This is a genomic window from Streptomyces venezuelae, assembly GCF_008642295.1.
GTDB classification, from domain to species: Bacteria; Actinomycetota; Actinomycetes; order Streptomycetales; family Streptomycetaceae; genus Streptomyces; species Streptomyces venezuelae_C.
The window spans coordinates 6,521,054-6,544,974 of record NZ_CP029190.1 but is presented as its reverse complement, the minus strand read 5'-3'; the positions used below and the strand labels follow the sequence as shown (position 1 = coordinate 6,544,974).

The window sequence follows — 23,921 nt, the reverse complement described above, 5'->3', positions numbered from 1 at the left end:
GCGTCATGTCCACGGCCCCGGCGGCCCTTCTTGACGCCGCCTTTCCGCACTCGGCTGGATTCTTGACGGTGTGTTGACGACCGCGTCAGAGGGCCGTCAAAGCGGTTGCCGAGATCTTGCCGCGGGATTCCGGATGCGCTGGGATGGGGGCATGAACAGCGGTCCGCGCTACGAAGACCGGCCACCGAATACGGTGCCGCCGGCAGCGCCTGCTGTCCGCACAGCCGCCTGACACCGGCTGCGCGTCGTCTCCGCGTATCTCCGCCCTCCCCCGGCCCGAACCGACGGGCCGCGGCCGGAATTGCGAGTACGCACACCTTCACCTTCACCGCATGACCCCAGTCCACGCTCCCCTGCTCCGTGCCGGGGCGCGCGGACATGCCGGTCATGCCCACTCAGGAAGCCCACATGTCTTCTTCCCTGACCGGACGCACGGTCCTCGTCACCGGCGCCACCTCCGGAATCGGCTACGAGACCGCCCGCCTGCTCGCCGAGAGCGGTGCAACCGTCCTCGTGCACGGGCGGACCGCCGAGGAGGCCCAGGCCGCGACCGACCGGCTGATCGCCACCGCCGGTGTCAGCAGCACCCTCCTGCGCCCGCTGGCCGCCGACTTCGCCCACTTCGACGAGGTCGAGTCGATGGCCCAGACCGTCGTACGGGAGCACCCCCGCCTGGACGTGCTCGTCAACAACGCGGCCGTGGCCGCGCCGGAGCGCCACACCGTCACCCCCGACGGCAACGAGCTCGCCTTCCAGGTCAACTTCCTGGCCCACTACCTGCTCACCAACCTCCTGGAGCCGGCCCTGACCACCGACCCGGGCGGCCGGGTCGTCAACGTGTCCTCCTCGCTGCACCGCAGCGCCGCCATCCAGTGGAACGACCCCAACCGGACCCGCCGTTACTCGCGCCTCGCCGCCTACGCGCAGTCGCAGCTGGCCCTCACGGTGTTCGCCGCCGACCCGCGCGTCACCGCCGTCTCCGTGCACCCGGGCGTGTGCGACACCGGCCTGCTCTCCCTGTACGGCCACGAGGGCGCGTCCGCCGCCGACGGCGCCGAGCACGTCGTCCGCCTCTGCGACCCGGCCACCGAGATCGTCAACGGCGCCTACTACGACCGCTCCGAGCGGGTCGCCCCGGCCGCCGCCGCCACCGAGGAGCGCACGGTCAAGCGCCTCAACAAGCTCGCCGACGTGCTCGTCGGCCACACCGCCTGAAGGAACACCCGCACATGTCCAAGCGCGCACGCAAGAAGAAGTCCCGCCGCAAGAAGGCGGCCAACCACGGCAGCAAGGCCGGCCAGCGCTGAGCGCAGGCCCCTGCCCACCCCGCGGGGCGGTCCTGGCAAACAGGACCGCCCCGCTCCCATGTCCCGACGGGCGCGAAGCCCGGCCGGACCTGCCATGTCACTTCGCGAGGTCCAGACGGGCCTCCTCCAGGTCCAGGGAGCGCCGGAGCAGCCGGCGGGTGGTGCGAGAGGGCGGCGGCCGGCGGCACCACTCCGCGGGTGCCCGCCCAGGTGAGGACGGCGGGGACCCGCCAGGAGGGGCGTGCCCCGAGCTCCGTTGCAGCAGCACGGACAGTGGGAGCACCCACAGCAGGCGGACGGCGATCAGGGTGCCGCCGGCGAGCAGGGCGAACTCGCCGCCGGCCTGCTGCCACGGCGCCCTGGAGGAGGCCGCGGCGACGACCACCGCGACCCGGAAGAGGATCAGCGAGGTCGCGTCGTTGAAGAGGCTCTCGGCCTGGACCAGGACCTGGACCCTGGGCGGCAGCGCGAGGCGCCGGCCGAGGGCGGTGACCGCCACCGGGTCGGTGCCGGCCAGGACGGCACCGAGGACCAGGGCCATCTGCCAGGTGAGCGGGGTCAGCAGGGAGGCGACCGCGCCGACCGCCGCCGCCGAGGCGAGGACCAGGCCGACGGCGCGGGGCAGCGAATGTCAACACAGCGTCAGAATCCCGTGCACAAAGCGCCAGAGGTGCATCAAGGGGCTTATCTGCGCGCGCGTGGCGGAGTTTCCTGGGCGGGTAGGCTACACGGAGGTGTCAGGGGCGCGTGAGCACGGAAACTGTCGTAGGCGGCATCATCTCGGCCTGGCCGGCCGGATGTCCGAGGGCCGCCCGGCTCTGCCCCGAGGGGTCCTGAGCATGGGGATGCCGGCGCCGGCTGTGGCGGAAGCCCGGAGGACGGCCCTGCGCGCCGGCCGGTTCAAGGTGTACCTCGGGTCGGCTCCGGGGGTCGGCAAGACGTACCGGATGCTCGACGAGGCCCAGCGGCGGACCGGGCGCGGTGCGGTGGTGCTGGCGGGGGTGGTGGAGTGCCACCGGCGGCGGCACACCGAGGAGAAGCTCGCCGGTCTGGACGTGCTGCCGCGGGCGGCGTGCGAGTACCGCGGGGGGCGCTACGCCGAGCTGGACGTGGCGGCCGTGCTGGCCCGGCGGCCGGATGTGGTGCTGATCGACGAGCTCGCGCACTCCAATGTCCCCGGGGGCGGCCGGCACCCCAAGCGGTGGCAGGACGTCGAGGACATCCTGGCGGCCGGGATCGATGTGATCGCCACCCTGAACATCCAGCACCTGGAGTCGCTCAACGACGTGGTCGAGAAGATCACCGGGGTGCCGCAGCGGGAGACCGTCCCCGACGACTTCGTGCGCCGGGCCGATGAGATCGAGCTGGTGGACATCCCGCCGGAGGGACTGCGCCGGCGGATGGCCCACGGCAACATCTACCCGCCGGAGCGGATCGACGCCTCGCTGGCGAACTTCTTCCGGCCCGGGAACCTCCACGCGATGCGGGAGCTGGCCCTGCTGTGGGTGGCCGGGCGGGTGGAGGAGGCCCTGACCAAGTACCGGGCCGAGCACAACATCGGAGCGGTGTGGGAGACCCGGGAACGGGTGGTGGTGGCCCTCACCGGCGGGCCGGAGGGACAGACCCTGATCCGCCGGGCCGCCCGGATCGCGGCCCGCTCGGCGGGCGGGGAGCTGCTCGCCGTCCATGTGACGCGCAGCGACGGTCTGGCGTCCGGGGCCTCGCACGCGGCCCTGGCGGACCAGCGGGTGCTGGTCGAGAACCTCGGGGGCAGCTACCACTCGGTCGTGGGCGACGAGGTGGCTTCGGCGCTGGTGGACTTCGCGACCGCGGAGAACGCCACCCAGCTGGTGCTCGGCACCAGCCGCCGCGGTCGGCTGGAACGTTTCCTTACCGGGCGGGGCATCGGCGAGACCGTGGTGTCCCTGTCCGGGGACATCGACGTCCACACCGTCACCCACGAACGGGCCGGCCACGGCCGGCCGCTGCCCTCCCGGCGGCGCACCCTGCCGGTGTCCCGGCTCATCGCCGGGCCGGTGGCGGGGCTGCTGCTGCCGGTCCTGCTCACGGTGCTCCTCGACCGGACGCGGGGCACCCTCAACCTGACCGGCGAGGCCCTGCTGTTCCTCCTCGCCGTGGTCGCGGTGGCCTGCATCGGCGGGGTGGTGTCCGCCCTGGTCGCCGCCCTCACCGCGGCGCTGCTCCTCAACTACTGGTTCATACCGCCCATCGGGGCGTTCACCCTGAACGATCCGGACAGTGTGCTGGCGCTCCTGGTGTTCGCCGCGGTGGCGGCGATCGTGGCCGCCGTGGTGGACCGGTCGCTGCGGCTGTCCCGGCGGGCGGCCCGGGCCACCGCCGAGGCGGAGACGATGTCCTCGCTGGCCGGCAGCATCGTCCGCGGCGACCACACGATTCCCGCCCTGCTGGAGCGGACCCGCGAGACCTTCGGCATGGACTCCGTCGAGCTGCTCCGGGAACCGTACGATGACCGGCCCGACCGTACCGGTGACCGGCCCGTCCCCGCGGGACCGGGGCGGCCCGGGACCGGGACGGACTCACCCCTGGTGGTGACCGCGGGCCCGCGGGCCCGCCTGGCCCTGCACGGCCGTACGCTGCCGTCCTCCGAGCGCCGGGTGCTGGCCGCCTTTGCCGCGCACGTCGGTGCCGCGGTGGAGCGGGCGCAGCTGGCCGAGGCGGCTGCCGAGGTGGAACCCGTCAAGGCCGCGGACCGGCTGCGCACGGCCCTGCTCCGGGCCGTCAGCCATGACCTGCGGACCCCGCTCGCCGGGTCGCTGGCGGCGGTGAGCTCGCTGCGCAGCCGGGAGGTGGTCTTCTCCGAGGAGGACCGGGACGAGCTGCTGGCCTCGGCCGAGACCTCGCTGCTGCGCCTGCACCGGCTGGTGGAGAACCTGCTGGACCTGAGCCGGCTCCAGGCCGGTGCGCTCACCCTGGCGCTGCGGGCCACCGCGCTGGAGGAGGTGCTGCCGGGGGCGCTGGATTCGCTGGAACCCGCTGCTGCCGCCGCGGATGCGGGCGGGCCCGGGATCGACGTACAGGACCTGGAGGCGGTACCGGCGCTGTGGGTGGATCCGCCGCTGCTGGAACGGGTGCTGGCCAATCTCGTCGGCAATGCCGTCCGCCACTCCCCCGCGGACCGGCCGGTGCTGGTGACCGCCAGCGCACTCGCCGGGCGGGTCGAGGTACGGATCATCGACCGCGGGCCGGGCATCACCCCGGCCGACCGCGAGCGGGTGTTCGAGCCCTTCCAGCGGCTCGGCGACCGGGACAACTCGGCCGGCCCGGGCCTCGGGCTCGCGCTGGCCCGGGGGCTCACCGAGGCGATGGATGGCACCCTCACCCCCGAGGACACCCCGGGGGGCGGGCTGACCATGGTCCTGTCCCTGCCGGCCGCCGACTGTAGGCAACCCGCTGCGACCCCGGCTCCGACGGCCCTGTCCTCCGGCGCGGCATGACCGGGACCCTCCACCTCCGCTGATGACGGGCCTCCAGCCGCACCCGGCGGAACGCCGCCGGGTGCGGCTGGAGGGGTGGTGACGGAGCGGGACGGCGGGGCCTGGTGCTTCGGTCAGAGGGGGCGGATGAATTCCAGGCGGTCGGCGACGTTCTCGTAGTCGGCGCTGCGGAAGGCCTTGGCCATGGCCGTGTTGGCGGCGTCGCAGTCGCCGCGGATCTCGGTGGCGCCGTGCGCCGCGAGGATCCGGGTGCCGCGGACCACGGCCGAGGTGGCGTAGCCCTTGCCGCGGTGGGCCGGGGCGACGCCGACGAAGCCGATCACCGGGACGCTGGGGTTCTCGGCGGGCAGGCTGATCACGGCGGGGGTGCCGTCCGCGTCGTAGCCGAGCTCCCACCAGCCGGGTTCGTGCCGGAGTTCGGCGGTCTCCTCGAAGAGGAGTTCGGCGGCCCGCCGTGCGCCGTGCTGCCGGACGTCGGCGGCGAGGCGGGCGTCGGCGGTATCGGCGAGGAGGTCCCGGAGCACCTCGACGAACGGCTCGGGGCCGAGCTCGGAGAGGGTACGGAAGGTCAGCCGGGGGTCGTCGGCCGGAAGGTCCGCGGGAGCCGCACCGGAGAGCAGGCGGCGGAAGCGGCGGCCGTCGCGGACCACCTGGAAGCCTGCCTTCCGCAGGAGCGCGCCCCGCTGCTCGGGGTCGCGCTGGAACTGCGGGGGCTGCGCGGGCGAGTCGAGGACGTGCTCGAGTTCGGTCGCGCCGAGCTCCGCCGCCTTCGCCGCGGCGGCGTCCAGCAGGGCGGTCCCGGCGTCCGGGGCGTCCACGGGGACCTCGAACAGTACGAGGGCGAGCGGCACCGTCTGGCCCGGGAGGGTCCACAGCACCACGCTGCCGGCCGGCCGCCCGTCGGCGCCCTCGGCGACCAGGCACCATTCGGGGCGGGTGCAGCCGCTGTCGAGGAGCCGCTCCAGGTAGACACGGGTGGCGGTGTTGCGTTCGGCATCACCGGGGTGTTCCACCAGGGCGGGCAGTTCCTCGGGGCGGGCGGTGCGCACGGATGTCACGGAGGTCCTCGTCGATCCGGGGATGGTGTCGCTGTCGCTAAGGTCCCGTGAACCTAACCCCCGGGGCCTTGGTCCGGCCCTGCCCGGGGGCACCGCTTGTCAGGTCGATGCGCTCGTTTCGCGTGTAGCGCCCGTAGTGCCCGTAGCGCTCGCTACGAGCGGCCCCGGGGCTTGCCGCGACCGCCGGCGGACCCGCCCCTGCCCTTGCCCTTGCCGCCCTTGGCGGCGCCGGAACCACCGCGGGGGTTCTTGCCGGCCGTCCTGGCCGCGGGCTTCGCGGCCGTGGGCTTGCGCTTCTGCTTCGGCTGGGGCGGCGTCGGGGTCCGGCCCCGGGTGCTGTTCACGGTCCGCCCGCGGACGATCCCGATGAACTCCTCCACCAGGTCGGTGGTCTGCTCCTGCGGCCAGGACAGTGCCACCCGCGACTCCGGGACCTCCGTCACCGGCCGGTAGGTGAGGTCCTTGCGGTGATGCAGGCGGGCCAGCGACTGGGGGACGACCAGGACGCCGATCCCGGCCGCCACCAGCTCCACGGCATCCGCCGTGCTGGCGGGACGCTCGTACGCGGGGCGGCCCGGCGGGTTCTCCCAGCCGAGGGTGTCGAGGGTGTCGTCGAGGGGGTGCAGCACGATCTCGTCGGCGAGGTCCGCGACGGACACCTCCTCCACCGCCGCCACCAGGTGATCCTTGGGGATCACGACCACGGTGGTCTCGGTGTAGAGGGGGATCGCGCTGAGGTCGTCGCGGTCGACCGGCATCCGGACGAAACCGGCATCGGCGCCGCCGCTGCGCAGCAGGTCGAACGCATCGGCCGCGGACACCTGGACGAGGGTCAGCGGGATGTCGGGCAGCCGCTCGTTCCAGATCCGCACCCATTTGGTGGGCGTCACTCCCGGGACATACGCGAGCCGGAACGAAGGGGATGTATCCGAGCCTGTCACCCCGCCAGGTTACCGGTCGTGGTCGGAGGTAGCGCACACGCTCGATACCCTTGACTGCATGACGTCGCACCAGACCGCCCAGACGATGAAGCCCGCAACCGCGGCGAAGAAGCTGGGTGTGTACCTCGAGGCCACCCCCGCAGAGTTCCAGGAGGGTGTCGTCTCGCGCACCGAGCTGAACGCCCTGCAGACCGACCCGCCCCAGTGGCTGCAGGACCTGCGGCGCAATGGGCCGCACCCGCGGCCGGTGGTCGCGGCCAAGCTCGGCATCTCGATCGCGGGGCTCGCCCGGGGCGGGGTCACCGAGGCGCTGACCACTGAGCAGATCGAGGCGCTGAAGCAGGAGCAGCCCGAGTGGCTGCAGAAGGAGCGGGCGACGCAGGCGGAGGTCCGCAAGGAGGCGGTGCGGATCAAGGAGCGCAACGCGGAGCGCGAGCGCCGGGCCGGCGACTCCCGCTCCTGACCCTCCCGGCCGCTGCCCCGGTCGGCCCTGCCGTTTCCGCCCGTGCGGGAGTGGGCGGGGCCGCCGCCGGGCGTGCAGGCGGCGGGGCGAGCCCGCTGCGCGGCACCGTTCCCCCACCCCGCCCCTTCCCGAAACCGGGGCTCCGCCCCGGACCCCGACCTGCCGGGCTCGGCCCGCACCGGTTTCGGGGCTCCGCCCCCGGACCCCGAACACCCGGGCAACGCCCGCGCTCCCGGGGCTGCGACCCCGTATGGGGTGCCCGAGCCGCGCCCGCACCCCCGGGGCTCCGCCCCCGCATGGGTGCTCGGGCAACGCCCGGCAACCCCGGGGCTCCGCCCCCAGTCCCCGCACGCCTGGGCTCCGCCCCGGACCCCACAGAGGTGCCGGGCAACGCCCGCACCGGGTTTCGGGGCTCCGCCCCGTACCCGTATCGGCGCCCGGGCAACGCCCACACCCCCGGACTCCGTCCCCGGACCTCGCACGCCCGGGCAACGCCCGTACCGCCGGGGCTCCGCCCCCAGACCCCCGTACGCCCGGGCAACGCCCGGCAAGCCCCGGCCCCGCCCAGGAACCCCGCAGGGGTGCCGGGCAGCGCCCGCACTGCCGTACCGCCCGGGCCGCGCCCGAGAACCTGGCTGGACGGGGGTCCGTACGGCCGGGAGGGCGGGACGGCCGTGCCGTCGGGGTATATGTCCTGAACGCCCGCACCCCGGAGGGAATGTCACCGACTCTTCATCTCCCGACTCCTGCGCCCAGCTGGACTTAGGTTAGCCTAAGCTAAACAATTGGGCGGACCCTCGGGCCTGGCCATGAGGAACCATCAGAGAACCAGGGCGGGAGACCAGCGGCATGACCCTACGGGCAGCGGTGGCCGGAGCGAGCGGCTATGCCGGAGGGGAGATTCTGCGGCTGCTGGCCGGGCACCCCGGCGTGGAGGTCGGTGCCGTCACCGCGCACAGCAGCGCGGGCCGACGGCTCGCCGAAGTGCAGCCGCACCTCGGCGCGTTCGCGGACCGGGTGCTCGGCGACACCACCGCCGAAACCCTCCGCGGCCACGACGTCGTCTTCCTGGCCCTCCCGCACGGCCAGTCCGCAGCCCTCGCCGAGCAGTTGGACCCCGAGACGCTGATCCTGGACTGCGGAGCCGACTTCCGGCTGCGCAACCCGGCCGACTGGGAGCTGTTCTACGGCTCCCCGCACGCCGGCACCTGGCCCTACGGACTGCCCGAACTTCCGGGCCGGCGACAGGAGCTGAAGGGTGCCACCCGGGTGGCGGTGCCCGGCTGCTTCCCCACCGCGGCGACCCTCGCCCTGTTCCCGGCCTTCGCCGCCGGCCTGGTCGAGCCGGACGTGGTCATCGTCGCGGCGAGCGGCACCTCCGGGGCCGGCAAGGCCGCCAAGCCGCACCTGCTGGCCTCCGAAGTGGCCGGGTCCATGACCCCGTACGGGGTGGGCGGCAGCCACCGGCACACCCCCGAGCTGGAGCAGAACCTGTCGCTGATCGCCGGCGAACCGGTGACCGTGTCCTTCACGCCGTCACTGGCCCCGATGCCCCGCGGCATCCTCTCCACCTGTACCGCCCGGCTGCGGCCGGAAACGGGCGCTGCCACGGCCGTCCGCGAGGTGTATGAAGCCGCCTACGCCGACGAGCCGTTCGTCCGGCTGCTGCCGCCCGGCCGGTGGCCGTCCACCGGCTCCGTGCTGGGCTCCAACATGGCCCACGTACAGGTGGCCGTGGACGAGCGGGCCGGCCGGCTGGTGTGCGTCAGCGCCATCGACAACCTGACCAAGGGCACCGCGGGTGGCGCGGTGCAGAGCATGAACGTCGCCCTCGGCCTGCCGGAGGACCTGGGCCTGCCCACGAATGGAGTCGCTCCGTGACCGTGACCGCTGCCCAGGGATTCCTCGCGAGCGGCGTGGCCGCCGGGATCAAGGAATCCGGTGCGCCCGATCTGGCCCTGGTGGTGAACCACGGGCCGTCCCGGGCTGCTGCCGGAGTGTTCACCTCCAACCGGGTCCAGGCCGCCCCGGTGCGCTGGTCCCGCCGGGTGCTGGCGGACGGCCGCATCTCCGCGGTCGTCCTCAACTCCGGTGGCGCCAACGCCTGTACGGGCCCCTCGGGCGCCGTGGACACCGAGACGATGGCCGCCCGTACGGCGCTGGCCGTCGGTGCGGACGGTCCGGATGCGATCGCGGTGTGCTCCACCGGGCTCATCGGGGTGCCGCTGCCGATGGACCGGATCACCGCGGGGATCGACGCCGCCGCCGCGCAGCTCTCCCCCACCGGCGGCGCGGACGCGGCCGTCGCGATCAAGACCACCGACTCGGTGCACAAGACCGCCGTGGTCACCGGCCCGGGCTGGACCGTGGGCGGGATGGCCAAGGGTGCGGGCATGCTCGCACCCGGACTGGCCACCATGCTCGTGGTGCTGACCACGGATGCCGACGTGTCCGCCGGGGACCTCGACGCGGCCCTGCGCTCGGCGGTCCGTACCACCTTCGACCGGGTGGACTCGGACGGCTGCATGTCCACCAACGACACCGTGCTGCTGCTGTCCTCGGGCGCCTCCGGGGTGGTCCCCGACCCGGACGCCTTCACCGGAGCCGTGTACACGGTCTGCCTGGACCTGGCCCGGCAGCTGATCGCCGATGCGGAGGGGGCCTCGAAGGAGATCGAGGTGGAGGTGGTGGGCGCGGCCTCCGAGGAGGACGCGGTGACCGTGGGCCGCTCGGTGGCCCGCAACAACCTCCTCAAGTGCGCCCTGCACGGCGAGGACCCGAACTGGGGCCGGGTGCTCTCGGCCATCGGCACCACCTCCGCCGCCTTCGACCCGGACCGGCTCGACGTGGCCATCAACGGGGTCTGGGTGTGCCGGGACGGTGCGGCGGGCGAGTCCCGCGACAAGGTCGACCTGTCCGGGCGCCGGATCACGGTGACCGTGGACCTGCGCTCCGGAGACGCCTCGGCGGCGATCTGGACGAACGACCTGACGGCCGAGTACGTCCACGAGAACAGCGCGTACAGCTCATGAGCGGGCGCATCGTGGTGATCAAGTTCGGCGGCAACGCCATGGTGAACGAGGATCTGAAGCGGTCCTTCGCCGAGGACGTGGTGTCGCTGTGGCGGTCCGGGCTGCGCCCGGTCGTGGTCCACGGCGGCGGTCCGCAGATCAGTGCGCTGCTGGACCGGCTCGATCTGGAGGTCCGGTTCGAGGCGGGGCTGCGGGTGACCACTCCGGAGGTGATGGAGGTGGTCCGGATGGTCCTCGCGGGGCAGGTCCAGCGGGAGCTGGTGGGGCTGGTCAACCGTCACGGGCCGTTCGCGGTCGGGATGACGGGCGAGGACGCGCACACGCTGACCGCGGTGCGCCGGCCCGCGTGGGTGGACGGCGAGCCGGTGGACATCGGGCTGGTCGGCGAGGTGGTGGACGTCAACACCGAGACCCTGCGGGCGCTGCTGGACCAGGGCCGTATCCCGGTGGTCTCGCCGGTGGCCCGGGGCACGGACGGACAGGTCTACAACGTCAACGCCGATCTTGCGGCGTCCGCGCTGGCGGCGGCCCTCGGTGCGGAGCGGCTGGTGATGCTCACCGATGTGGAGGGGCTCTACGCGAACTGGCCGCACAGCCCCGAGGTGATCCCCCGGCTGACCGCCGGGGAGCTGGAGAAGCTGCTGCCGGAGCTGGCGAGCGGGATGCTCCCCAAGATGGAGGGCTGTCTGCAGGCGGTACGGGCGGGGGTGGCCTCGGCGCAGGTTCTGGACGGCCGGGTTCCGCACTCCGTCCTGCGGGCGGTGTTCACCGAGGACGGTTCCGGTACCACGGTGGTTCCGGACGGCATGCACGACAAGCATGAAATGCACGAAATGCGTGATATGCACATCTGTGGGGAAGCGAAGGACGCGGCATGACCGCCGGAGAACTGACCGGGCGCTGGCAGGCCGCGCTGATGGACACGTACGGCACTCCGCCGCTGGCGCTGGTCCGGGGCGAGGGCTGCACGGTCTGGGACGAAGCGGGGCGTTCCTATCTGGACTTCACCGCCGGAATCGCGGTGAACACGCTCGGGCATGCGCATCCGGCCGTGGTGGCCGCGGTGAGCGGCCAGGTGGCCCGGCTGGGCCATGTCTCCAATCTGTACGTGGCCGGGCCCCCGGTCGCGCTGGCCGAGCGGCTGCTGGGGCTGGCGGGCCGGCCGGGCCGGGTGTTCTTCGCCAACTCCGGTGCGGAGGCGGCCGAGGCGGCGTTCAAGATCGCCCGCCGGACCGGGCGCAGCCATGTGGTCGCCGCCGAGGGCGGGTTCCACGGCCGGACGATGGGGGCGCTGGCGCTGACCGGGCAGCCGGCGAAGCGCGAGCCGTTCCTGCCGCTGCCCGGCCGGGTGACCCATGTGCCCTTCGGTGAGGTGGCCGCGCTGCGGGCGGCGGTCACCGAGGAGACGGCGGCCGTGTTCCTCGAACCGGTCCAGGGTGAGGCCGGGGTGATCCCGGCCCCCGAGGGATATCTGCGGGCGGCCCGGGAGATCACCCGGGCCACCGGCACCCTGCTGGTGCTGGACGAGGTCCAGACCGGCATCGGCCGGACCGGGCACTGGTTCGCCCACCAGGCGGCGGAGGGCGTCGATCCGGATGTGATCACGCTGGCCAAGGGGCTGGGCGGCGGGCTGCCGATCGGGGCCGTGCTGGCCTTCGGTGCGGCGGCCGGACTGCTCTCCCCGGGCCAGCACGGCTCGACCTTCGGCGGCAATCCCGTGTCCTGTTCGGCAGGACTGGCGGTGCTCGACACCATCGAGTCGGAGGGGCTGCTCGCGCAGGTCCGGCGGGTCGGCGAGCGCCTGCGCTGCGGCATCGAGAAGCTCGGACATCCGCTGGTGGCGGAGGTGCGGGGGGCCGGGCTGCTGCTCGGGGTGGTGCTGACCGAGCCGGTGGCTGCGCGGGTGCAGCGGGCGGCCCAGGACGCCGGGTTCCTGGTCATCGCGACCGGGCCGTCGACCGTACGGCTGGCACCGGCGCTGATCGTCGGCGAGGCCGAGGTGGATGCGCTGACGGTGGCGCTGCCGGGGATCCTCGACGGCTGAGCGGGCATGCGTACGAAGGGCCGGTCCCGGAAGCTTCAGACGTCCGGGACCGGCCCTTTCGGTATGCCGTGGCCGGCGTGGGTGCCGGGGGTGCGGTGCGCGCCGTGCGGGGTCAGGCGCGGAGCCGGCGGGCCAGGACCCTGGCGTTGCGCCGCGGGTCCAGGGTGCCCGCCCAGGGCTCCGGCGCCAGGGAGGCGTCGGCGGGGGTGAACCCGTACCGGAGGAACAGGGCACCGCTGCCGGTGGTCGCGGTGAACAGCCCGGTCAGCGACAGGGCGTTGGCGCGGGTGAGCGCGGCGCGCAGCAGCAGGGCGCCGACGCCCTGGCCCTGCATACGGCGGGTGACGCAGAAGTTGTAGAGGACGCCCGCGGGCAGCGGGCCCCCGGCGGCCTGGTCCGCGCCGTACACCTGGAGGCCCAGGCAGCCGTCGAGGGTGCCGTCCGGGGCCTCCCAGACCATGAAGTCGGTGGCGTGGGCGGCGTAGACGGCCTCGGGCCGTTCGCGGAGCGCACCCGTGCGGGCGAACGGCCGGGACAGAGCCGCCAGCGCGGCGGCGTCCGCGGGACGCGCGGGCCGTACGGGCAGCTCGGCCGGCCGGGGCGCGGGGAGCAGTGGCATGCCGAGGCGACGCCGAGTGGCCGTGATCAACGAATTTCCTTCCTGTACCGGGCTGTACGCGTGCGCGGCTACGAACAGGGCCGGCCCGGGTAGTCCTTGCCCTCCGGGACCCCCGCTTCCCGCATCCGCCCCAGGACCTGACGCAGGGTCGGCTCGTCGTCGATGTACACGGGGCAGTTGAGTTCGGTGTCGAAGACCATCGTGCCCTCGGCCGCGTTCCAGACGACCCAGCGGAACTCGGACACGGAGGGCTGCCACAGGTGGGCGTGGAGCCCGATGGCTTCCGTCTGTTCCATGGTCGCGCTCATGCTGCCGAACTCCAAGTCTCTGTGCCGTTCACGAAGGTCTTCAGTACGCCGATGTCCCCGATCCGGGAGGTCTCGACGCGGTGCGGGTCGTCGGCCAGCACCACCAGATCGGCGCGCTTGCCCGCGGTGAGGCTGCCGGCGCTGTCCTCCCAGTGGCAGGCCCAGGCGCCGTCCACGGTGTAGGCGCGCAGCGCGGCGTCGACGCCGATGCCCTCGTCCGGGCCGATGGGCCGGCCGGAGGAGGAGGCCCGTTCCACCATGAACTGGATGGCGCGCAGCGGCGATCCGTCGGTGACGGGGCGGTCGGAGCTGCCCACCAGGGTGACTCCGTGGTCCAGGAAGCCGCGGCCCCGGTACATCCAGTGCGCCCGGTCCGGGCCCATGACGTCGGCGTAGTCGTCGCCGAAGGACCACAGGAAGTTGGGCTGGACCACCGCGCTCACGCCGAGGGCGGCGAAGCGGGCGAGCTGGTCGGGGCGGACCAGGCCGGCGTGTTCGACCCGGTGCCGGGCGCCCGGGCGCGGCCGGGTGCGCTGGGCGTGTTCCAGGGAGTCCAGGGCGAGGTCGACGGCGCGGTCGCCGATGGCGTGGACGGCGAGCTGCCAGCCGGCCAGGTGGCCGGCGAGGATGGTCTCGGCGATGCGTTCCGGTACGTCCTGGAATTCACCGGTGTGTTCCATCCCGTGGTACGGGCTGGTGAGGGCGGCGGTACGGGCCATCATGCCGCCGTCGGTGTAGACCTTGAGCGCGCCGATGGAGAGCCAGTCGTCCCCGAAGCCGGTGCGCAGGCCGAGGTCGAGGGAGCGGGGAATGCCGTCGGCGGTGTGGGCGGCGACGGGCTTGATGGTGTCGGAGGCGGCCATCAGCTGGACGCGCAGCGGCAGTCGGCCCTGGTCGCGCAGGAGCTGGTAGGCGCCGAGCTCGACGGGGCTGTGGCCGAGCAGGCCGCCGCCGATGCCGGCTTCGGCGGCGGCGGTGATGCCTTCGGAGAGGCACTGGCGGCCGGCCCGCTCGATGGCGTCGGCGAGTTCTTCCTGGGAGTAGGGCAGGCGGAGCCGCCGGGCGGCGGTCATGGCGCTCTCGGCGAGGAAGCCCTGTCCGTCGGCCGCTTCGGCGGGGAGCAGGTCCAGGACTGCGGTGTTGACCACGCAGGCGTGCCCGGAGTCGTGGACCATGAACACCTTGCGGCCGTCGCTGACCTTGTCCAGTTCGGCGGCGGTCAGGTGGCGGCCCAGGGCCCGCTGGTCGTAGCCGGCGATGTCCACCCAGGCGCCGTGCGGCTTCCGGGCGACGGCCTCGGCCACCACGGCCAGTACGTCCTCCACCCGGGTGCAGGGCGCCACGGTGGGGGTGCTCGCCTTCAGTCCTGCCCAGGACAGGTGTACATGGCTGTCGATGAACCCGGGCAGCACGGTGGCCCCCTGGAGGTCGACGACCTCGCGGGCGGGCAGTGTGGTCACCGCTTCGTCGAGGCCCACGATCCGGCCCTGCCAGATGCCCAGGTCGCGCGCGACCGGGTGGTCCGGGTCCATGGTGAGGATGTGGGCGTTCGTCAGCCGCGTGTCGAGCATGGGCGGTCCGTCCTCAGGAGGTGTGGGCCGCACCGACGGCGTCGGCGGCCGGGGCGGCGGCGGCCGGGGTGCCGGCGCCTGCCGCGGTGAGTCGGGTACGGGCGGTGGGGATCATCAGCGGGGTGCCGGTCTCCGGGTCGTCGATGATCCGGCAGGGCAGGCCGAAGACGTCCTCGACGAGCTCCGCGGTCATCACCTCGGCGGGGTTGCCCTCGGCGGCGACGATGCCGCCGGGCTTGAGCACCACGAGGTGGCTGGCGTAGCGGCAGGCCTGGTTGAGGTCGTGCAGGACGGCCACGATGGTCTGGCCCCGGTGCTCGTGCAGGTCGGCGCAGAGGTTCAGCACCTCGACCTGGTGGGCGATGTCGAGGTAGGTGGTGGGCTCGTCGAGCAGCAGGATGTCGGTCTGCTGGGCGAGGACCATGGAGAGCCAGACCCGCTGCCGCTGGCCGCCGGAGAGGTCGTCGACCGGGCGGTCGGCGAGGTCGAGGACCCCGGTCCGGGTCATCGCTTCGGTCACGGCATTCTCGTCCGCGGCGGACCACTGCTTGAGGATCTTCTGGTGCGGGTAGCGGCCCCGGGCCACCAGGTCGCCGACCGTGATGCCGCCGGGGGCGGTGGAGGACTGCGGGAGCAGGCCGAGCCGGCGGGCGACCTCGCGGGTGCGGTACGAGGAGATGGCCGCGCCGTCCAGGTAGACCTCGCCGGCCTTCGGCTTCAGCATCCGGGCGAGGGCCTTGAGCAGGGTGGACTTGCCGCAGGCGTTCGGGCCGATGATCACCGTGAAGGAGTGGTCGGGGATGACCACCCCGAGGTCGGTCGCCACGGTGCGCTGGTCGTAGGAGAGGGTCAGCCCTTCGGCCCGCAGCCGGGCCGAGGGGGCGGAGGACGAGGTCGTCGCTGTCATGCGCGGCTCTTTCGGGATTCGGTGACCAGCAGCCAGATGAGGTACAGCCCGCCGATGGTTCCGGTGCCGGCGCCCACCGGCAGCAGGGCGGGGGAGAACAGCCGCTGCACCAGGAGGTCGCTGACGGCCAGCAGGAAGGCGCCCATCAGTGCGGCGGGGACGAGTCTCGGCCCCGAGGAGCGGATCAGCGTACGGGCCAGCTGGGGGCCGGCGAGCGCGACGAACATGATCGGTCCGGTCACGGCGGTGGCGAAGGCGGCGAGGGCCACGCTGATGAAGAGCAGGGCCGCCCGGGTGGCGCCCACGTTCACGCCGAGGGCTCGGGCGGTGTCGTCGCCCATCTCGACCATGGTGAGGCGGCGGCCGAGTCCGAAGGCGAGGGGCAGCAGGACGGCGGTGGCCAGGGCGATCGCTCCGGCGTGGTCCCAGGTGCGGTTGCCGAGGGTGCCGATCAGCCAGGCCTGCGCTTCCAGGGCCTCCTGCCAGTTGGCCCGGGTCATCAGGTAGGTGTTGACGGCGAGCAGCAGGGAGCTGACGCCGATGCCCATGACGACCAGCCGGAAGCCGGGCGATCCGCCGCCGAACACCAGCAGGTAGACGAGGAGGGCGGTGATCAGGCCGCCGGCCAGGGCGCCGAACGCCACCTGGGTCATGCTGCCGTTGAAGACGACGATGACCAGCAGGGCTCCGGTGGCGGAGCCGTTGGTGAAGCCGATGATGTCGGGGCTGCCCAGTGCGTTGCGGGTGAGGCTCTGCAGGATCGCGCCGCTGACCGCGAGGGCGGCGCCGACGCACAGGGCGGTCACCAGGCGGGGCATCCGCAGGGTGTTGACGATGAAGTCGGCGGCGCCGGAGCCGTTGCCGGTGAGGGCCTGGAGGACCTCGCCGACCGACAGCGGGAAGTCGCCGGTGGTCAGGGTGATGCCCATGACCACGACCAGGGCGGCCAGCAGGGCGAGGGTCACGGTTGCGGTACGGACGTCCAGGCGCAGCGAGTGCCGGTCGCCGGGGGTGCGCAGGACGGCACCGGTGACCACCCTGGACCGGCGCGGGCTCGTCGGGGCAGGGCTCTTCACGGCGGGGGGCTTCACGGTGGGGCCCTTCACAACGGGACCGGTCACAGCATGACCAGCTTTCGGCGGCGGCACAGGGCGAGGAAGAGGGGCGCTCCGATGAACGCGGTGACGATGCCCACCTGGAGCTCGCCGGGTGCGCCGATCACACGGCCCAGGACGTCGGAGCCGAGCAGCAGGATCGGCGCGAGCAGGGCCGAGTAGGCCATCAGCCAGCGCTGGTCGGGGCCGACGACGAACCGGGCCATGTGCGGGACGACGAGCCCGATGAAGGCGATGGGCCCGGCGGCGGCGGTGCCGGCGCCGCACAGGAGCATCACGGCGATCACGCCGAGCACCCGGGTGCGGCCGGCGTTGACGCCGAGGGCCCGGCCCATCTGCTCGCCGAGGGCGAGGGCGTTGAGCGAGGGGGCGAGGGCGAGCGCGAGGATCAGGCCGACGGCGATGAACGGCAGGACGACCCAGAACACCTCCATCCGCCGGCCCGCCAGGGATCCGGCCGTCCAGAAGCGGAACTGGTCGAAGGCGCGCGGCTTGAGCAGCAGGACGGCCGAGTTGAAGGCCCACAACACGGCGGTGACGGCGGCTCCGGCGACCACGAGACGGTCGGGGGTGACCAGGTTCCGGCCGGCGGAGCCGAGCAGGTAGACGACCACGGAGGCGATGGCCGCGCCGGCGAAGGCGAACCAGAGGTAGCCGAGGGCGGTGGCGACTCCGAAGAAGCCGATGGCGAACACCACGCCGGTGGAGGCGCCGAGGCTGACGCCCAGCAGGCCGGGATCGGCGAGCGGATTGCGGGTCAGCGCCTGCATGAGGGCGCCGGAGAGGCCCAGGGAGATGCCCACGAGGATGCCGATGAGGGTGCGCGGAATCCGGTATTCGTGGATGATGACCGCGGCCTGTGACCCGTCGGGGTGCCACAGGACGTCCCAGGTCGAGGTGAACGGAATGTCCCGGCTGCCCCACCAGATGCTGAGCAGGGCGACCACGAGCAGGGCACCGAGTGCGGCCAGGATGCCGACGGCGCGCAGCGCGGCGGCAGCGGGCCGGCGCGTCGGCGGTGCCGGTTGTGCCGGTTGTCCGGGTTCCGCCGCCTCCGCTGCCGGGGAGGTGTCGGTCCCGCTCCCGATCGTTGCCCCGGCCTCGATCGACAACTGAAACTCCCCCCGTGACGGCAACTTAGGTGAGGCTAACCGAATGCGCCCCACAGGGTCAACGTCCGGGCAGAGCCGGGCAAATGCGCTGCTCACACCGGGCCCGCAGGGGGACCGAACCACCCTCGGCAGCCGCCATTGCTTAGTGTAGCCTTACCTAACTACTGACTCGCTCCGGAGGACACGCATGCTCACTGGGGGTCCGACCGGAGGCGATGTCCTCCGGCGCGCGATCGGAGGCCAGCGACGGCGCGTCGCCGGTGCCTCGCTCCTGGGAATGACCCATCAGGGCTGTGAGGCCATGGTCCCCGTCGTCATCGGCGTGGTCATCGACCAGGCCGTGGCCACGGGTTCGACCGGCGCCCTGGTGCGCTGGCTGATCGTCCTCGCCGTCCTGTTCCTCGTCCTGTCCACCTGTTACCGGATCAGCGCCCGGATCGCCGAACGCGGCGGTGAAGAGGCCGCCCACGGAATCCGGGTGGAACTCGGGACCAGGGTCCTGGACGCGCGCGGCGGCGCCGAGGCGAACCGGCTCCCCGGCGAACTGACCAACATCGCCACCGACGACGCCCGCCGGGTGGGCACCGTGGCCACCATGCTGCCCTTCGGCATCGCGGGCCTCGCCGGTCTCGCCATCAGCGCGGTGGCCCTGCTGCGCATCTCGGTACCGCTCGGCCTGCTCGTCCTGCTCGGCATTCCCCCGCTGCTGTGGCTCGGCCACCGCATCAGCATGCCGCTGGAGCAGCGCAGCGAGGTCGAACAGGACCGGGCCGCGCACGCCTCCGGCGTGGCCGCCGACCTGGTCGCCGGGCTGCGCGTCCTCAAGGGCATCGGTGCCGAGTCCGCGGCCGTGTCCCGCTACCGCCGCACCAGCCAGGACTCCCTCGCCGCCGCCCTGCGCGCCGCCCACAGCCGGGCCGGCCACGAGGGCGCGGTCCTCGCGCTCACCGGGCTGTTCATCGCCGGCATCGGCATGGCCGGGGCGTACCTGGCCATGAACGGCACGATCAGCGTCGGCGACCTGGTGGCCGCGGTCGGACTCGCCCAGTTCCTGCTCGGCCCCTTCCAGATGCTCACCTGGGTCAACGCCGAGTTCGCCCAGGGGCGTGCCTCGGCCCGCCGGATCGCCGAGGTGCTCGCGGCACCGCACGCGGTGGCGGCCGGTGACACCGCCCTGCCGGCGAAGACCGACGGCGGCCTCGCCCTGCGCGGGGTCGGCTTCGGCGCGCTGCGCGGGATCGACCTGGACGTCCGGCCGGGCGAATTCCTCGGGGTCGTGACCCGGGATCCGGCGGTCGCCCGCGATCTGCTGCTCTGCCTGGGCCGCGAGGCCGATCCGGCCGAGGGCACCATCGCACTCGACGGCCTGTCACTGACCGCCCTGGACCCGGCCGATGTCCGTGGGGCGATCCGGGTGGCCCAGCACGACGCCGCCCTGTTCGAGAGCAGCCTGCTCGCCAATGTCGCGGCCGGCTCGGACGACCGTGCGGACACCGAAGCCCCCGCGGTCCTCACGGACCGCATCGAGGCCGCGCTGCGGGCCTCGGCCGCCGACGACGTGGCCCGCACCCTCCCCGAGGGGGTGGACACCCTGCTCGCCGAACGCGGCCGGTCGCTCTCCGGCGGCCAGCGCCAGCGGGTCGCGCTCGCCCGCGCCCTCGCCGCCGATCCCCCGGTCCTGGTCCTGCACGATCCGACGACGGCGGTGGACGCGGTCACCGAATCGGTGATCGCCGCCAGGCTGCGGGAGATCCGCCGGGGCCGCACCACCCTCCTCGTCACCACCAGCCCCGCCCTGCTCACCGTCACCGACCGGGTGGTGGTGCTCGACGGCGGTGCCGTGGCCGCCGACGGGGTGCACGCCGATCTCGTCGCCGGTGACGAGGCCTACCGCACGGCGGTGCTGGCATGACCGCCGCCACCGGAACCCCCGAGCACTCCGAGAGAGCCCCGATGAGCCCCAGCACCGACACCGATACGGGCACCGACACGGGCACCGGAGCCGGCGCCGCCGCCGCGGCGGACCGGGACCTGCTGCCCATCGCCTCCGGCGCCCAGACCCTCGCCGCGCTGCGCGCCCTGCTCCGCGGCCACCGGCTGCTGACCGTGTCCGCCGTGACGGTGCTGCTCCTCGGCACCGGCATCGGCCTGCTCACCGCCCCGCTGCTGGGCCGCATCGTGGACCTGGTGGTGGAGCAGCGGGGCCCGGACTCGCTGACCGTCCCGATGGTCCTCCTCGTGGTCGTCGCCCTCGCCCGCGGCGCCGCCACCGCGGCCGGCAGCGCGCTGGTCGCCCGGCTCGGCGAAACCGTCCTGGCGGCCCTGCGCGAGCGGTTCATCGAGCGCGCCCTGCGGCTGCCGCTGGAACGGGTCGAGCGGGCCGGATCCGGCGACCTGGTCTCCCGGGTCACCGGGGACGTCACCCTGATCGCCCGCTCCGTACGGCAGGCGCTGCCCGAGTTCAGCCGCTCCGTCCTCACCATCGCCCTGACCCTGGCCGGACTCGCCGTACTGGACTGGCGGTTCCTGCTCGCCGTCCTGCCGGCCGTGCCCGTACAGATCCTCGCCGTCCGCTGGTACCTGCGCGGTGCCGTGCCCGTGTACTCGGCGCACCGAGTGGCCACCGGCGCGCTCCAGCACCAGCTGCTGGACAGCGTGGGCGGGGCCCGGACCGTCCGCGCCTTCCGCCTGAACGGCAGGCACACCGGCCTGATCGAGCAGCGCTCCCGGTCGGCGGTGGACCTCGCCCTGCGCGGCATCCACCTGGTGACCGGGTTCTTCTCCCGGCTCAACCTGGCCGAGTTCATCGGACTGGGGTCGATCCTGGTGACCGGCTTCTTCCTGGTCGACAACGGCTCCGTCAGCATCGGTACGGCCACCGCAGCGGCCCTGTACTTCCACAGCCTGTTCAACCCGATCAACGCGGCGCTGGTGCTGCTGGACGACGTCCAGTCCGCCGGGGCCGGGCTGACCCGCCTGGTCGGGGTGTCGGAGCTGCCCGCCGAGGCCGAACCGGAGCGCCCGGCCGAACCGGCCGACGGCTCGGTGACGGTGTCCGCGCTCGGCCATGCGTACGTGGACGGGCACCCGGTGCTCCGGGGCGTCGATCTGACGGTACGTCCCGGGGAGCGGGTCGCGCTGGTCGGCGCGAGCGGCGCCGGCAAGACCACCCTGGCCAAGCTGATCGCCGGAGTGCACCGGCCGTCCGAGGGCACCATCGCCCTCGGCGGGGTCGACTCCCGCGAGCTGGGCCCGGCCGGCCTGCGCCGGGCGGTGACCCTGATCAGCCAGGAGGTCCATGTGTTCGCCGGTCCGCTGGCCGAGGACCTGCGGCTGGCCCGGCCCGGGGCCACCGACGAGGAGCTGACCGCGGCCCTGGCCGGGGTCGGCGCGCTGGAGTGGGTGGAGGCCCTGCCCGAGGGACTGGCCACGGTGGTCGGCGAGGGCGGGCACCAGCTGACGGTCACCCAGGCCCAGCACCTGGCCCTGGCCCGGCTGGTCCTCGCGGACCCGCCCGTGGCGATCCTCGACGAGGCCACGGCGGACGCGGGCAGTGCCGGCGCCCGGACCCTGGAATCGGCCGCCGTACAGGCCCTGGAGGGCCGCACCGGGCTGATGGTGGCCCACCGGCTGCCGCAGGCCGCGACGGCGGACCGGGTGGTGGTCCTGGACCAGGGCCGGATCGTCGAGACCGGCTCGCACGCCGAACTCGTGGCCGCCGGCGGGCGGTACGCCGCCCTGTGGGCGGCCTGGTCCGACAGCCGCCGCCCCCAGGACCCCCCGGCCTCACCCCGCATTCCCGCCCAGGGCTGATCCGGCCCCTCCTGCCCCGGCCCTCTTCCCCCAACCCCCGGGGGGAAGGGGGCCGGCCCCTTTTCGGGAGCTCACCCGCCCGGCGCCTGCACCGCCACCGCGGCCCGGTACCGCCCCGGGGTGGTGCCGAACTCCCGGCTGAAGGCGTGGGACAGGGCGTACGGGGTGCCGTAGCCGACCCGGCGGGCGATGGCGGCCAGGGGGTCGGGGGTGTCGCGGAGCAGCCGGGCGGTGACGGTCAGCCGCCACCAGGTGAGGTAGGCCATCGGAGGCCGGCCGACCAGGGCGGTGAACCTGCGGGCCAGGGTGGGCCGGGAGACGCCCGCCCGGGCGGCCAGGCGCTCGTTGGTCCACGGAGCGGCCGGGTCCGCGTGCAGCGCCCGCAGGGCGGCGGCCACCACGGTGTCGCCCAGCGCGGCCGGCCACGCCCCGGTCCGGGCCTCTGCCGTCCAGGCGCGGATCATATAGACGAGCAGGAGGTCGAGCAGGCTGGGAACCACGATGCCGGACCCGGCCCGTCCGCCGTCCAGTTCCCGGCCCAGCAGGTCGATGGCGGCGCGCAGTTCGGGGTGGCCGTCCGCGCGGTTCGGCAGGTGGACGACGGCCGGCAGTTCCGCCATCAGCGGGTGCAGCCGGCTGCGGTCGATCCGGTATTTGCCGCACAGCAGTTCCACCGCGCCGGCCCCGTCGGCCCTGCCGACCTCGCCGGCCTCATCGGCCGTATCCCGGTCCGGCTGCCGCACCGCCGCGGCCCACCGGTCGTAGGACACCGCCTGCCGCAGGGCCGCCGCATCGGCCCGGTCGTCCGCCATCACATGTCCGGTGCCGTGCGGCAGCAGCACCGCGTCCCCCGTGCCCAGTACCACGGGCGGACCGCCGTCGGGCTGCAGCAGACAGCCGCCTTCCAGGACCACGTGGAAGCCCGCACCCTCGTACGGGTCGAGCCGGGTGCTCCAGCTTCCGCTCACCCGCACCCGGTCGGCGGAGGGCCGCCCGACGCGCACGGCGGAGATCGCATCGCTGACCACGTCCATCGGGTCAGGCTACGACACCGTCTGACGGGGCAGGACGGGCAGGACGGGCGCGATGAGACGCAGGCGTATCCGATCGAGCAGCACGGGCATCGAAAGTCTCGGCCAGCCCTTCTAACGTCGGAAGCATGACGCAGCAGAACGTACAGCGCATGACGCTGGGGAATGTCGAGGTCATCCGGATCGTCGAGTGGCGCGGAGCGTTCGTCTCCGCCCGGACCCTCGTCCCCGAATCCGGCCCCGGGGTCTGGCGGGAGAACCGGGACCGGCTGGCGCCGGACCACTGGGATCCGGACGGCGACCTGGCGGTCATGGCACTCCAGACCTGGGTCCTGCGCAGCGGCGGCCGGACGGTCCTGGTGGACACCGGGGTGGGCAACGGGCGCGAGCGGCCCGGCGCCCCGCAGTTCCACCACTGGCAGGGCGACTTCCTCGGCGGCCTGGCGCAGGCCGGCATCCGCCCGGAGGACGTGGACACCGTGGTCAACACCCATGTGCACGCCGACCACGTGGGCTGGAACACGCACGCTGCGGACGGCGCATGGGTGCCGACCTTCCCCAACGCCCGGTATCTCATCCCGGCGGCCGACGACCGCCACTTCGGTCCCGACGGCGGGTACGGGGGCGGCCGGGCCGAGCACGACCGGCTGGTCTACGAGGACAGCATCGCGCCCGTGCACCGGGCCGGGCAGGCGGTGCTGTGGGACGGCTTCCACCGCATCGACGAGCACCTCACCCTGGAGTCCGTCCCCGGCCACACCCCCGGCTCGGCCGTCCTGCGGCTCGCCTCCCGGGGCGACCGGGCGGTGTTCGCCGGCGATCTGCTGCACAGCCCGGTGCAGATCCTGCGCCCCGACTGCAACAGCTGCTTCTGCCTGGACCCGGCGCAGGCGGCGGCCGGCCGCCGCCGGATCCTCGCGCGGGCCGCCGCGGAACGGGAGCTGGTGGTCCCGGCGCACTTCGGCGGGGCGGGCGCCCTGGAAGTCCGGGCGGAGGGCGGGGGCTTCGCCCTCGGACCGTGGGCGGCCTACGGAGCGGAGTAGCCGGACGGGCCGTCGGGACCGGGGCCCGGAACAGCCCGAAGGCTCCCGGGAACCGCCGTTCGGCGGTTCCCGGGAGCCTTC

General features: G+C 73.8%; 19 protein-coding genes and 1 pseudogene. 10 read left to right on the top strand and 10 right to left on the bottom strand.

Going from position 1 to position 23,921, the window contains the following annotated elements; genetic code table 11:
• Positions 1 to 408 precede the first annotated feature (408 nt).
• Positions 409 to 1,215: an SDR family NAD(P)-dependent oxidoreductase gene (locus tag DEJ50_RS29345; RefSeq protein ID WP_150211084.1), complete on the top strand. Its 807-nt coding sequence runs from the start codon at positions 409 to 411 to the stop codon at positions 1,213 to 1,215.
• A gap of 256 nt (positions 1,216 to 1,471) precedes the next feature.
• Here the strand turns inward: DEJ50_RS29345 and DEJ50_RS29340 are convergent.
• A pseudogene (locus tag DEJ50_RS29340) lies at positions 1,472 to 1,923 on the bottom strand (cation:proton antiporter); the annotation flags it as partial.
• 229 nt (positions 1,924 to 2,152) lie between these two features.
• Between DEJ50_RS29340 and DEJ50_RS29335 the strand changes: the two are divergent.
• Positions 2,153 to 4,783 carry an ATP-binding protein gene (locus DEJ50_RS29335; RefSeq protein WP_150212429.1) on the top strand — a complete coding sequence of 877 codons (2,631 nt, stop codon included), beginning with the start codon at positions 2,153 to 2,155 and terminating at the stop codon, positions 4,781 to 4,783.
• A gap of 113 nt (positions 4,784 to 4,896) precedes the next feature.
• Here the strand turns inward: DEJ50_RS29335 and DEJ50_RS29330 are convergent, their stop codons facing one another.
• Together DEJ50_RS29330 and DEJ50_RS29325 are read right to left on the bottom strand one after the other, a co-directional pair.
• Positions 4,897 to 5,841, bottom strand: coding sequence for a GNAT family N-acetyltransferase (locus tag DEJ50_RS29330; protein WP_150211083.1), 945 nt, complete (start codon positions 5,839 to 5,841; stop codon positions 4,897 to 4,899).
• A gap of 152 nt (positions 5,842 to 5,993) precedes the next feature.
• On the bottom strand, positions 5,994 to 6,782 hold the full coding sequence (locus DEJ50_RS29325) for a LysR family substrate-binding domain-containing protein (RefSeq protein WP_150211082.1): 789 nt from the start codon (positions 6,780 to 6,782) through the stop codon (positions 5,994 to 5,996).
• Between the two features lie 58 nt (positions 6,783 to 6,840).
• Here DEJ50_RS29325 and DEJ50_RS29320 point away from each other — a divergent pair, with 58 nt between their 5' ends.
• The 5 genes from DEJ50_RS29320 to DEJ50_RS29300 all read left to right on the top strand — a co-directional run bounded on the left by DEJ50_RS29320 (position 6,841) and on the right by DEJ50_RS29300 (position 12,321).
• The gene (locus DEJ50_RS29320) at positions 6,841 to 7,245 is read left to right on the top strand and encodes a DUF5997 family protein (RefSeq protein WP_150211081.1); all 405 of its coding nucleotides are present in this window, start codon (positions 6,841 to 6,843) and stop codon (positions 7,243 to 7,245) included.
• 849 nt (positions 7,246 to 8,094) lie between these two features.
• A complete protein-coding gene (gene argC, locus DEJ50_RS29315) occupies positions 8,095 to 9,126 on the top strand; it encodes an N-acetyl-gamma-glutamyl-phosphate reductase (RefSeq protein ID WP_150211080.1) in 1,032 nt (343 codons plus the stop codon).
• A complete protein-coding gene (gene argJ / locus DEJ50_RS29310) occupies positions 9,123 to 10,277 on the top strand; it encodes a bifunctional glutamate N-acetyltransferase/amino-acid acetyltransferase ArgJ (protein WP_150211079.1) in 1,155 nt (384 codons plus the stop codon). The genes argC and argJ overlap by 4 nt, the downstream gene beginning before the upstream one ends.
• On the top strand, positions 10,274 to 11,155 hold the full coding sequence (argB, locus tag DEJ50_RS29305; protein ID WP_150211078.1) for an acetylglutamate kinase: 882 nt from the start codon (positions 10,274 to 10,276) through the stop codon (positions 11,153 to 11,155). Before argJ ends, argB begins: the two co-directional genes overlap by 4 nt.
• Positions 11,152 to 12,321, top strand: a complete 1,170-nt coding sequence (locus DEJ50_RS29300; protein WP_150211077.1) for an acetylornithine transaminase — start codon at positions 11,152 to 11,154, stop codon at positions 12,319 to 12,321. Before argB ends, DEJ50_RS29300 begins: the two co-directional genes overlap by 4 nt.
• A 112-nt stretch (positions 12,322 to 12,433) precedes the next feature.
• On the opposite strand, the gene DEJ50_RS29295 is transcribed toward DEJ50_RS29300, so the two are convergent.
• The 6 genes from DEJ50_RS29295 to DEJ50_RS29270 all read right to left on the bottom strand — a co-directional run bounded on the left by DEJ50_RS29295 (position 12,434) and on the right by DEJ50_RS29270 (position 17,953).
• Positions 12,434 to 12,940 (bottom strand): GNAT family N-acetyltransferase, encoded by a 507-nt coding sequence (locus tag DEJ50_RS29295; protein ID WP_150212428.1) that lies wholly within the window; start codon positions 12,938 to 12,940, stop codon positions 12,434 to 12,436.
• 68 nt (positions 12,941 to 13,008) lie between these two features.
• Complete coding sequence (locus DEJ50_RS29290) at positions 13,009 to 13,248, bottom strand: hypothetical protein (RefSeq protein ID WP_150211076.1); 240 nt, start codon at positions 13,246 to 13,248, stop codon at positions 13,009 to 13,011.
• Positions 13,245 to 14,819 carry an amidohydrolase gene (locus tag DEJ50_RS29285; RefSeq protein ID WP_150211075.1) on the bottom strand — a complete coding sequence of 525 codons (1,575 nt, stop codon included), beginning with the start codon at positions 14,817 to 14,819 and terminating at the stop codon, positions 13,245 to 13,247. The genes DEJ50_RS29290 and DEJ50_RS29285 overlap by 4 nt, the downstream gene beginning before the upstream one ends.
• 13 nt (positions 14,820 to 14,832) lie before the next feature.
• A complete protein-coding gene (locus tag DEJ50_RS29280) occupies positions 14,833 to 15,726 on the bottom strand; it encodes an ABC transporter ATP-binding protein (RefSeq protein ID WP_150211074.1) in 894 nt (297 codons plus the stop codon).
• The gene (locus DEJ50_RS29275; protein WP_150212427.1) at positions 15,723 to 16,802 is read right to left on the bottom strand and encodes a FecCD family ABC transporter permease; all 1,080 of its coding nucleotides are present in this window, start codon (positions 16,800 to 16,802) and stop codon (positions 15,723 to 15,725) included. Before DEJ50_RS29275 ends, DEJ50_RS29280 begins: the two co-directional genes overlap by 4 nt.
• A 41-nt stretch (positions 16,803 to 16,843) precedes the next feature.
• Positions 16,844 to 17,953 (bottom strand): FecCD family ABC transporter permease, encoded by a 1,110-nt coding sequence (locus DEJ50_RS29270; RefSeq protein WP_150211073.1) that lies wholly within the window; start codon positions 17,951 to 17,953, stop codon positions 16,844 to 16,846.
• 187 nt (positions 17,954 to 18,140) lie between these two features.
• Here DEJ50_RS29270 and DEJ50_RS29265 point away from each other — a divergent pair, with 187 nt between their 5' ends.
• Both DEJ50_RS29265 and DEJ50_RS29260 read left to right on the top strand, forming a co-directional pair.
• Entirely contained in the window at positions 18,141 to 19,865 is a 1,725-nt protein-coding gene (locus DEJ50_RS29265; protein ID WP_223837948.1) for an ABC transporter ATP-binding protein, read from the top strand.
• Between the two features lie 41 nt (positions 19,866 to 19,906).
• The gene (locus DEJ50_RS29260; protein WP_150211071.1) at positions 19,907 to 21,766 is read left to right on the top strand and encodes an ABC transporter ATP-binding protein; all 1,860 of its coding nucleotides are present in this window, start codon (positions 19,907 to 19,909) and stop codon (positions 21,764 to 21,766) included.
• Between the two features lie 71 nt (positions 21,767 to 21,837).
• Here DEJ50_RS29260 and DEJ50_RS29255 read toward each other — a convergent pair whose 3' ends face one another.
• Positions 21,838 to 22,800, bottom strand: a complete 963-nt coding sequence (locus DEJ50_RS29255; RefSeq protein ID WP_150211070.1) for an AraC family transcriptional regulator — start codon at positions 22,798 to 22,800, stop codon at positions 21,838 to 21,840.
• A 125-nt stretch (positions 22,801 to 22,925) separates the two neighbouring features.
• Here DEJ50_RS29255 and DEJ50_RS29250 point away from each other — a divergent pair, with 125 nt between their 5' ends.
• The gene (locus DEJ50_RS29250; RefSeq protein ID WP_150211069.1) at positions 22,926 to 23,840 is read left to right on the top strand and encodes an MBL fold metallo-hydrolase; all 915 of its coding nucleotides are present in this window, start codon (positions 22,926 to 22,928) and stop codon (positions 23,838 to 23,840) included.
• Positions 23,841 to 23,921: the final 81 nt, after the last annotated feature.

Bases quoted from the DNA above. Each gene is read 5' to 3' on its own strand.
- DEJ50_RS29345 (WP_150211084.1), top strand. From the start codon at position 409: ATGTCTTCTTCCCTGACCGGACGCACGGTCCTCGTCACCGGCGCCACC.
- DEJ50_RS29335 (WP_150212429.1), top strand. From the start codon at position 2,153: ATGCCGGCGCCGGCTGTGGCGGAAGCCCGGAGGACGGCCCTGCGCGCC.
- DEJ50_RS29320 (WP_150211081.1), top strand. From the start codon at position 6,841: ATGACGTCGCACCAGACCGCCCAGACGATGAAGCCCGCAACCGCGGCG.
- argC (WP_150211080.1), top strand. From the start codon at position 8,095: ATGACCCTACGGGCAGCGGTGGCCGGAGCGAGCGGCTATGCCGGAGGG.
- argB (WP_150211078.1), top strand. From the start codon at position 10,274: ATGAGCGGGCGCATCGTGGTGATCAAGTTCGGCGGCAACGCCATGGTG.
- DEJ50_RS29300 (WP_150211077.1), top strand. From the start codon at position 11,152: ATGACCGCCGGAGAACTGACCGGGCGCTGGCAGGCCGCGCTGATGGAC.
- DEJ50_RS29295 (WP_150212428.1), bottom strand. From the start codon at position 12,940: ATGCCACTGCTCCCCGCGCCCCGGCCGGCCGAGCTGCCCGTACGGCCC.
- DEJ50_RS29290 (WP_150211076.1), bottom strand. From the start codon at position 13,248: ATGAGCGCGACCATGGAACAGACGGAAGCCATCGGGCTCCACGCCCAC.
- DEJ50_RS29285 (WP_150211075.1), bottom strand. From the start codon at position 14,819: ATGCTCGACACGCGGCTGACGAACGCCCACATCCTCACCATGGACCCG.
- DEJ50_RS29280 (WP_150211074.1), bottom strand. From the start codon at position 15,726: ATGACAGCGACGACCTCGTCCTCCGCCCCCTCGGCCCGGCTGCGGGCC.
- DEJ50_RS29265 (WP_223837948.1), top strand. From the start codon at position 18,141: ATGCTCACTGGGGGTCCGACCGGAGGCGATGTCCTCCGGCGCGCGATC.
- DEJ50_RS29260 (WP_150211071.1), top strand. From the start codon at position 19,907: ATGAGCCCCAGCACCGACACCGATACGGGCACCGACACGGGCACCGGA.
- DEJ50_RS29255 (WP_150211070.1), bottom strand. From the start codon at position 22,800: ATGGACGTGGTCAGCGATGCGATCTCCGCCGTGCGCGTCGGGCGGCCC.
- DEJ50_RS29250 (WP_150211069.1), top strand. From the start codon at position 22,926: ATGACGCAGCAGAACGTACAGCGCATGACGCTGGGGAATGTCGAGGTC.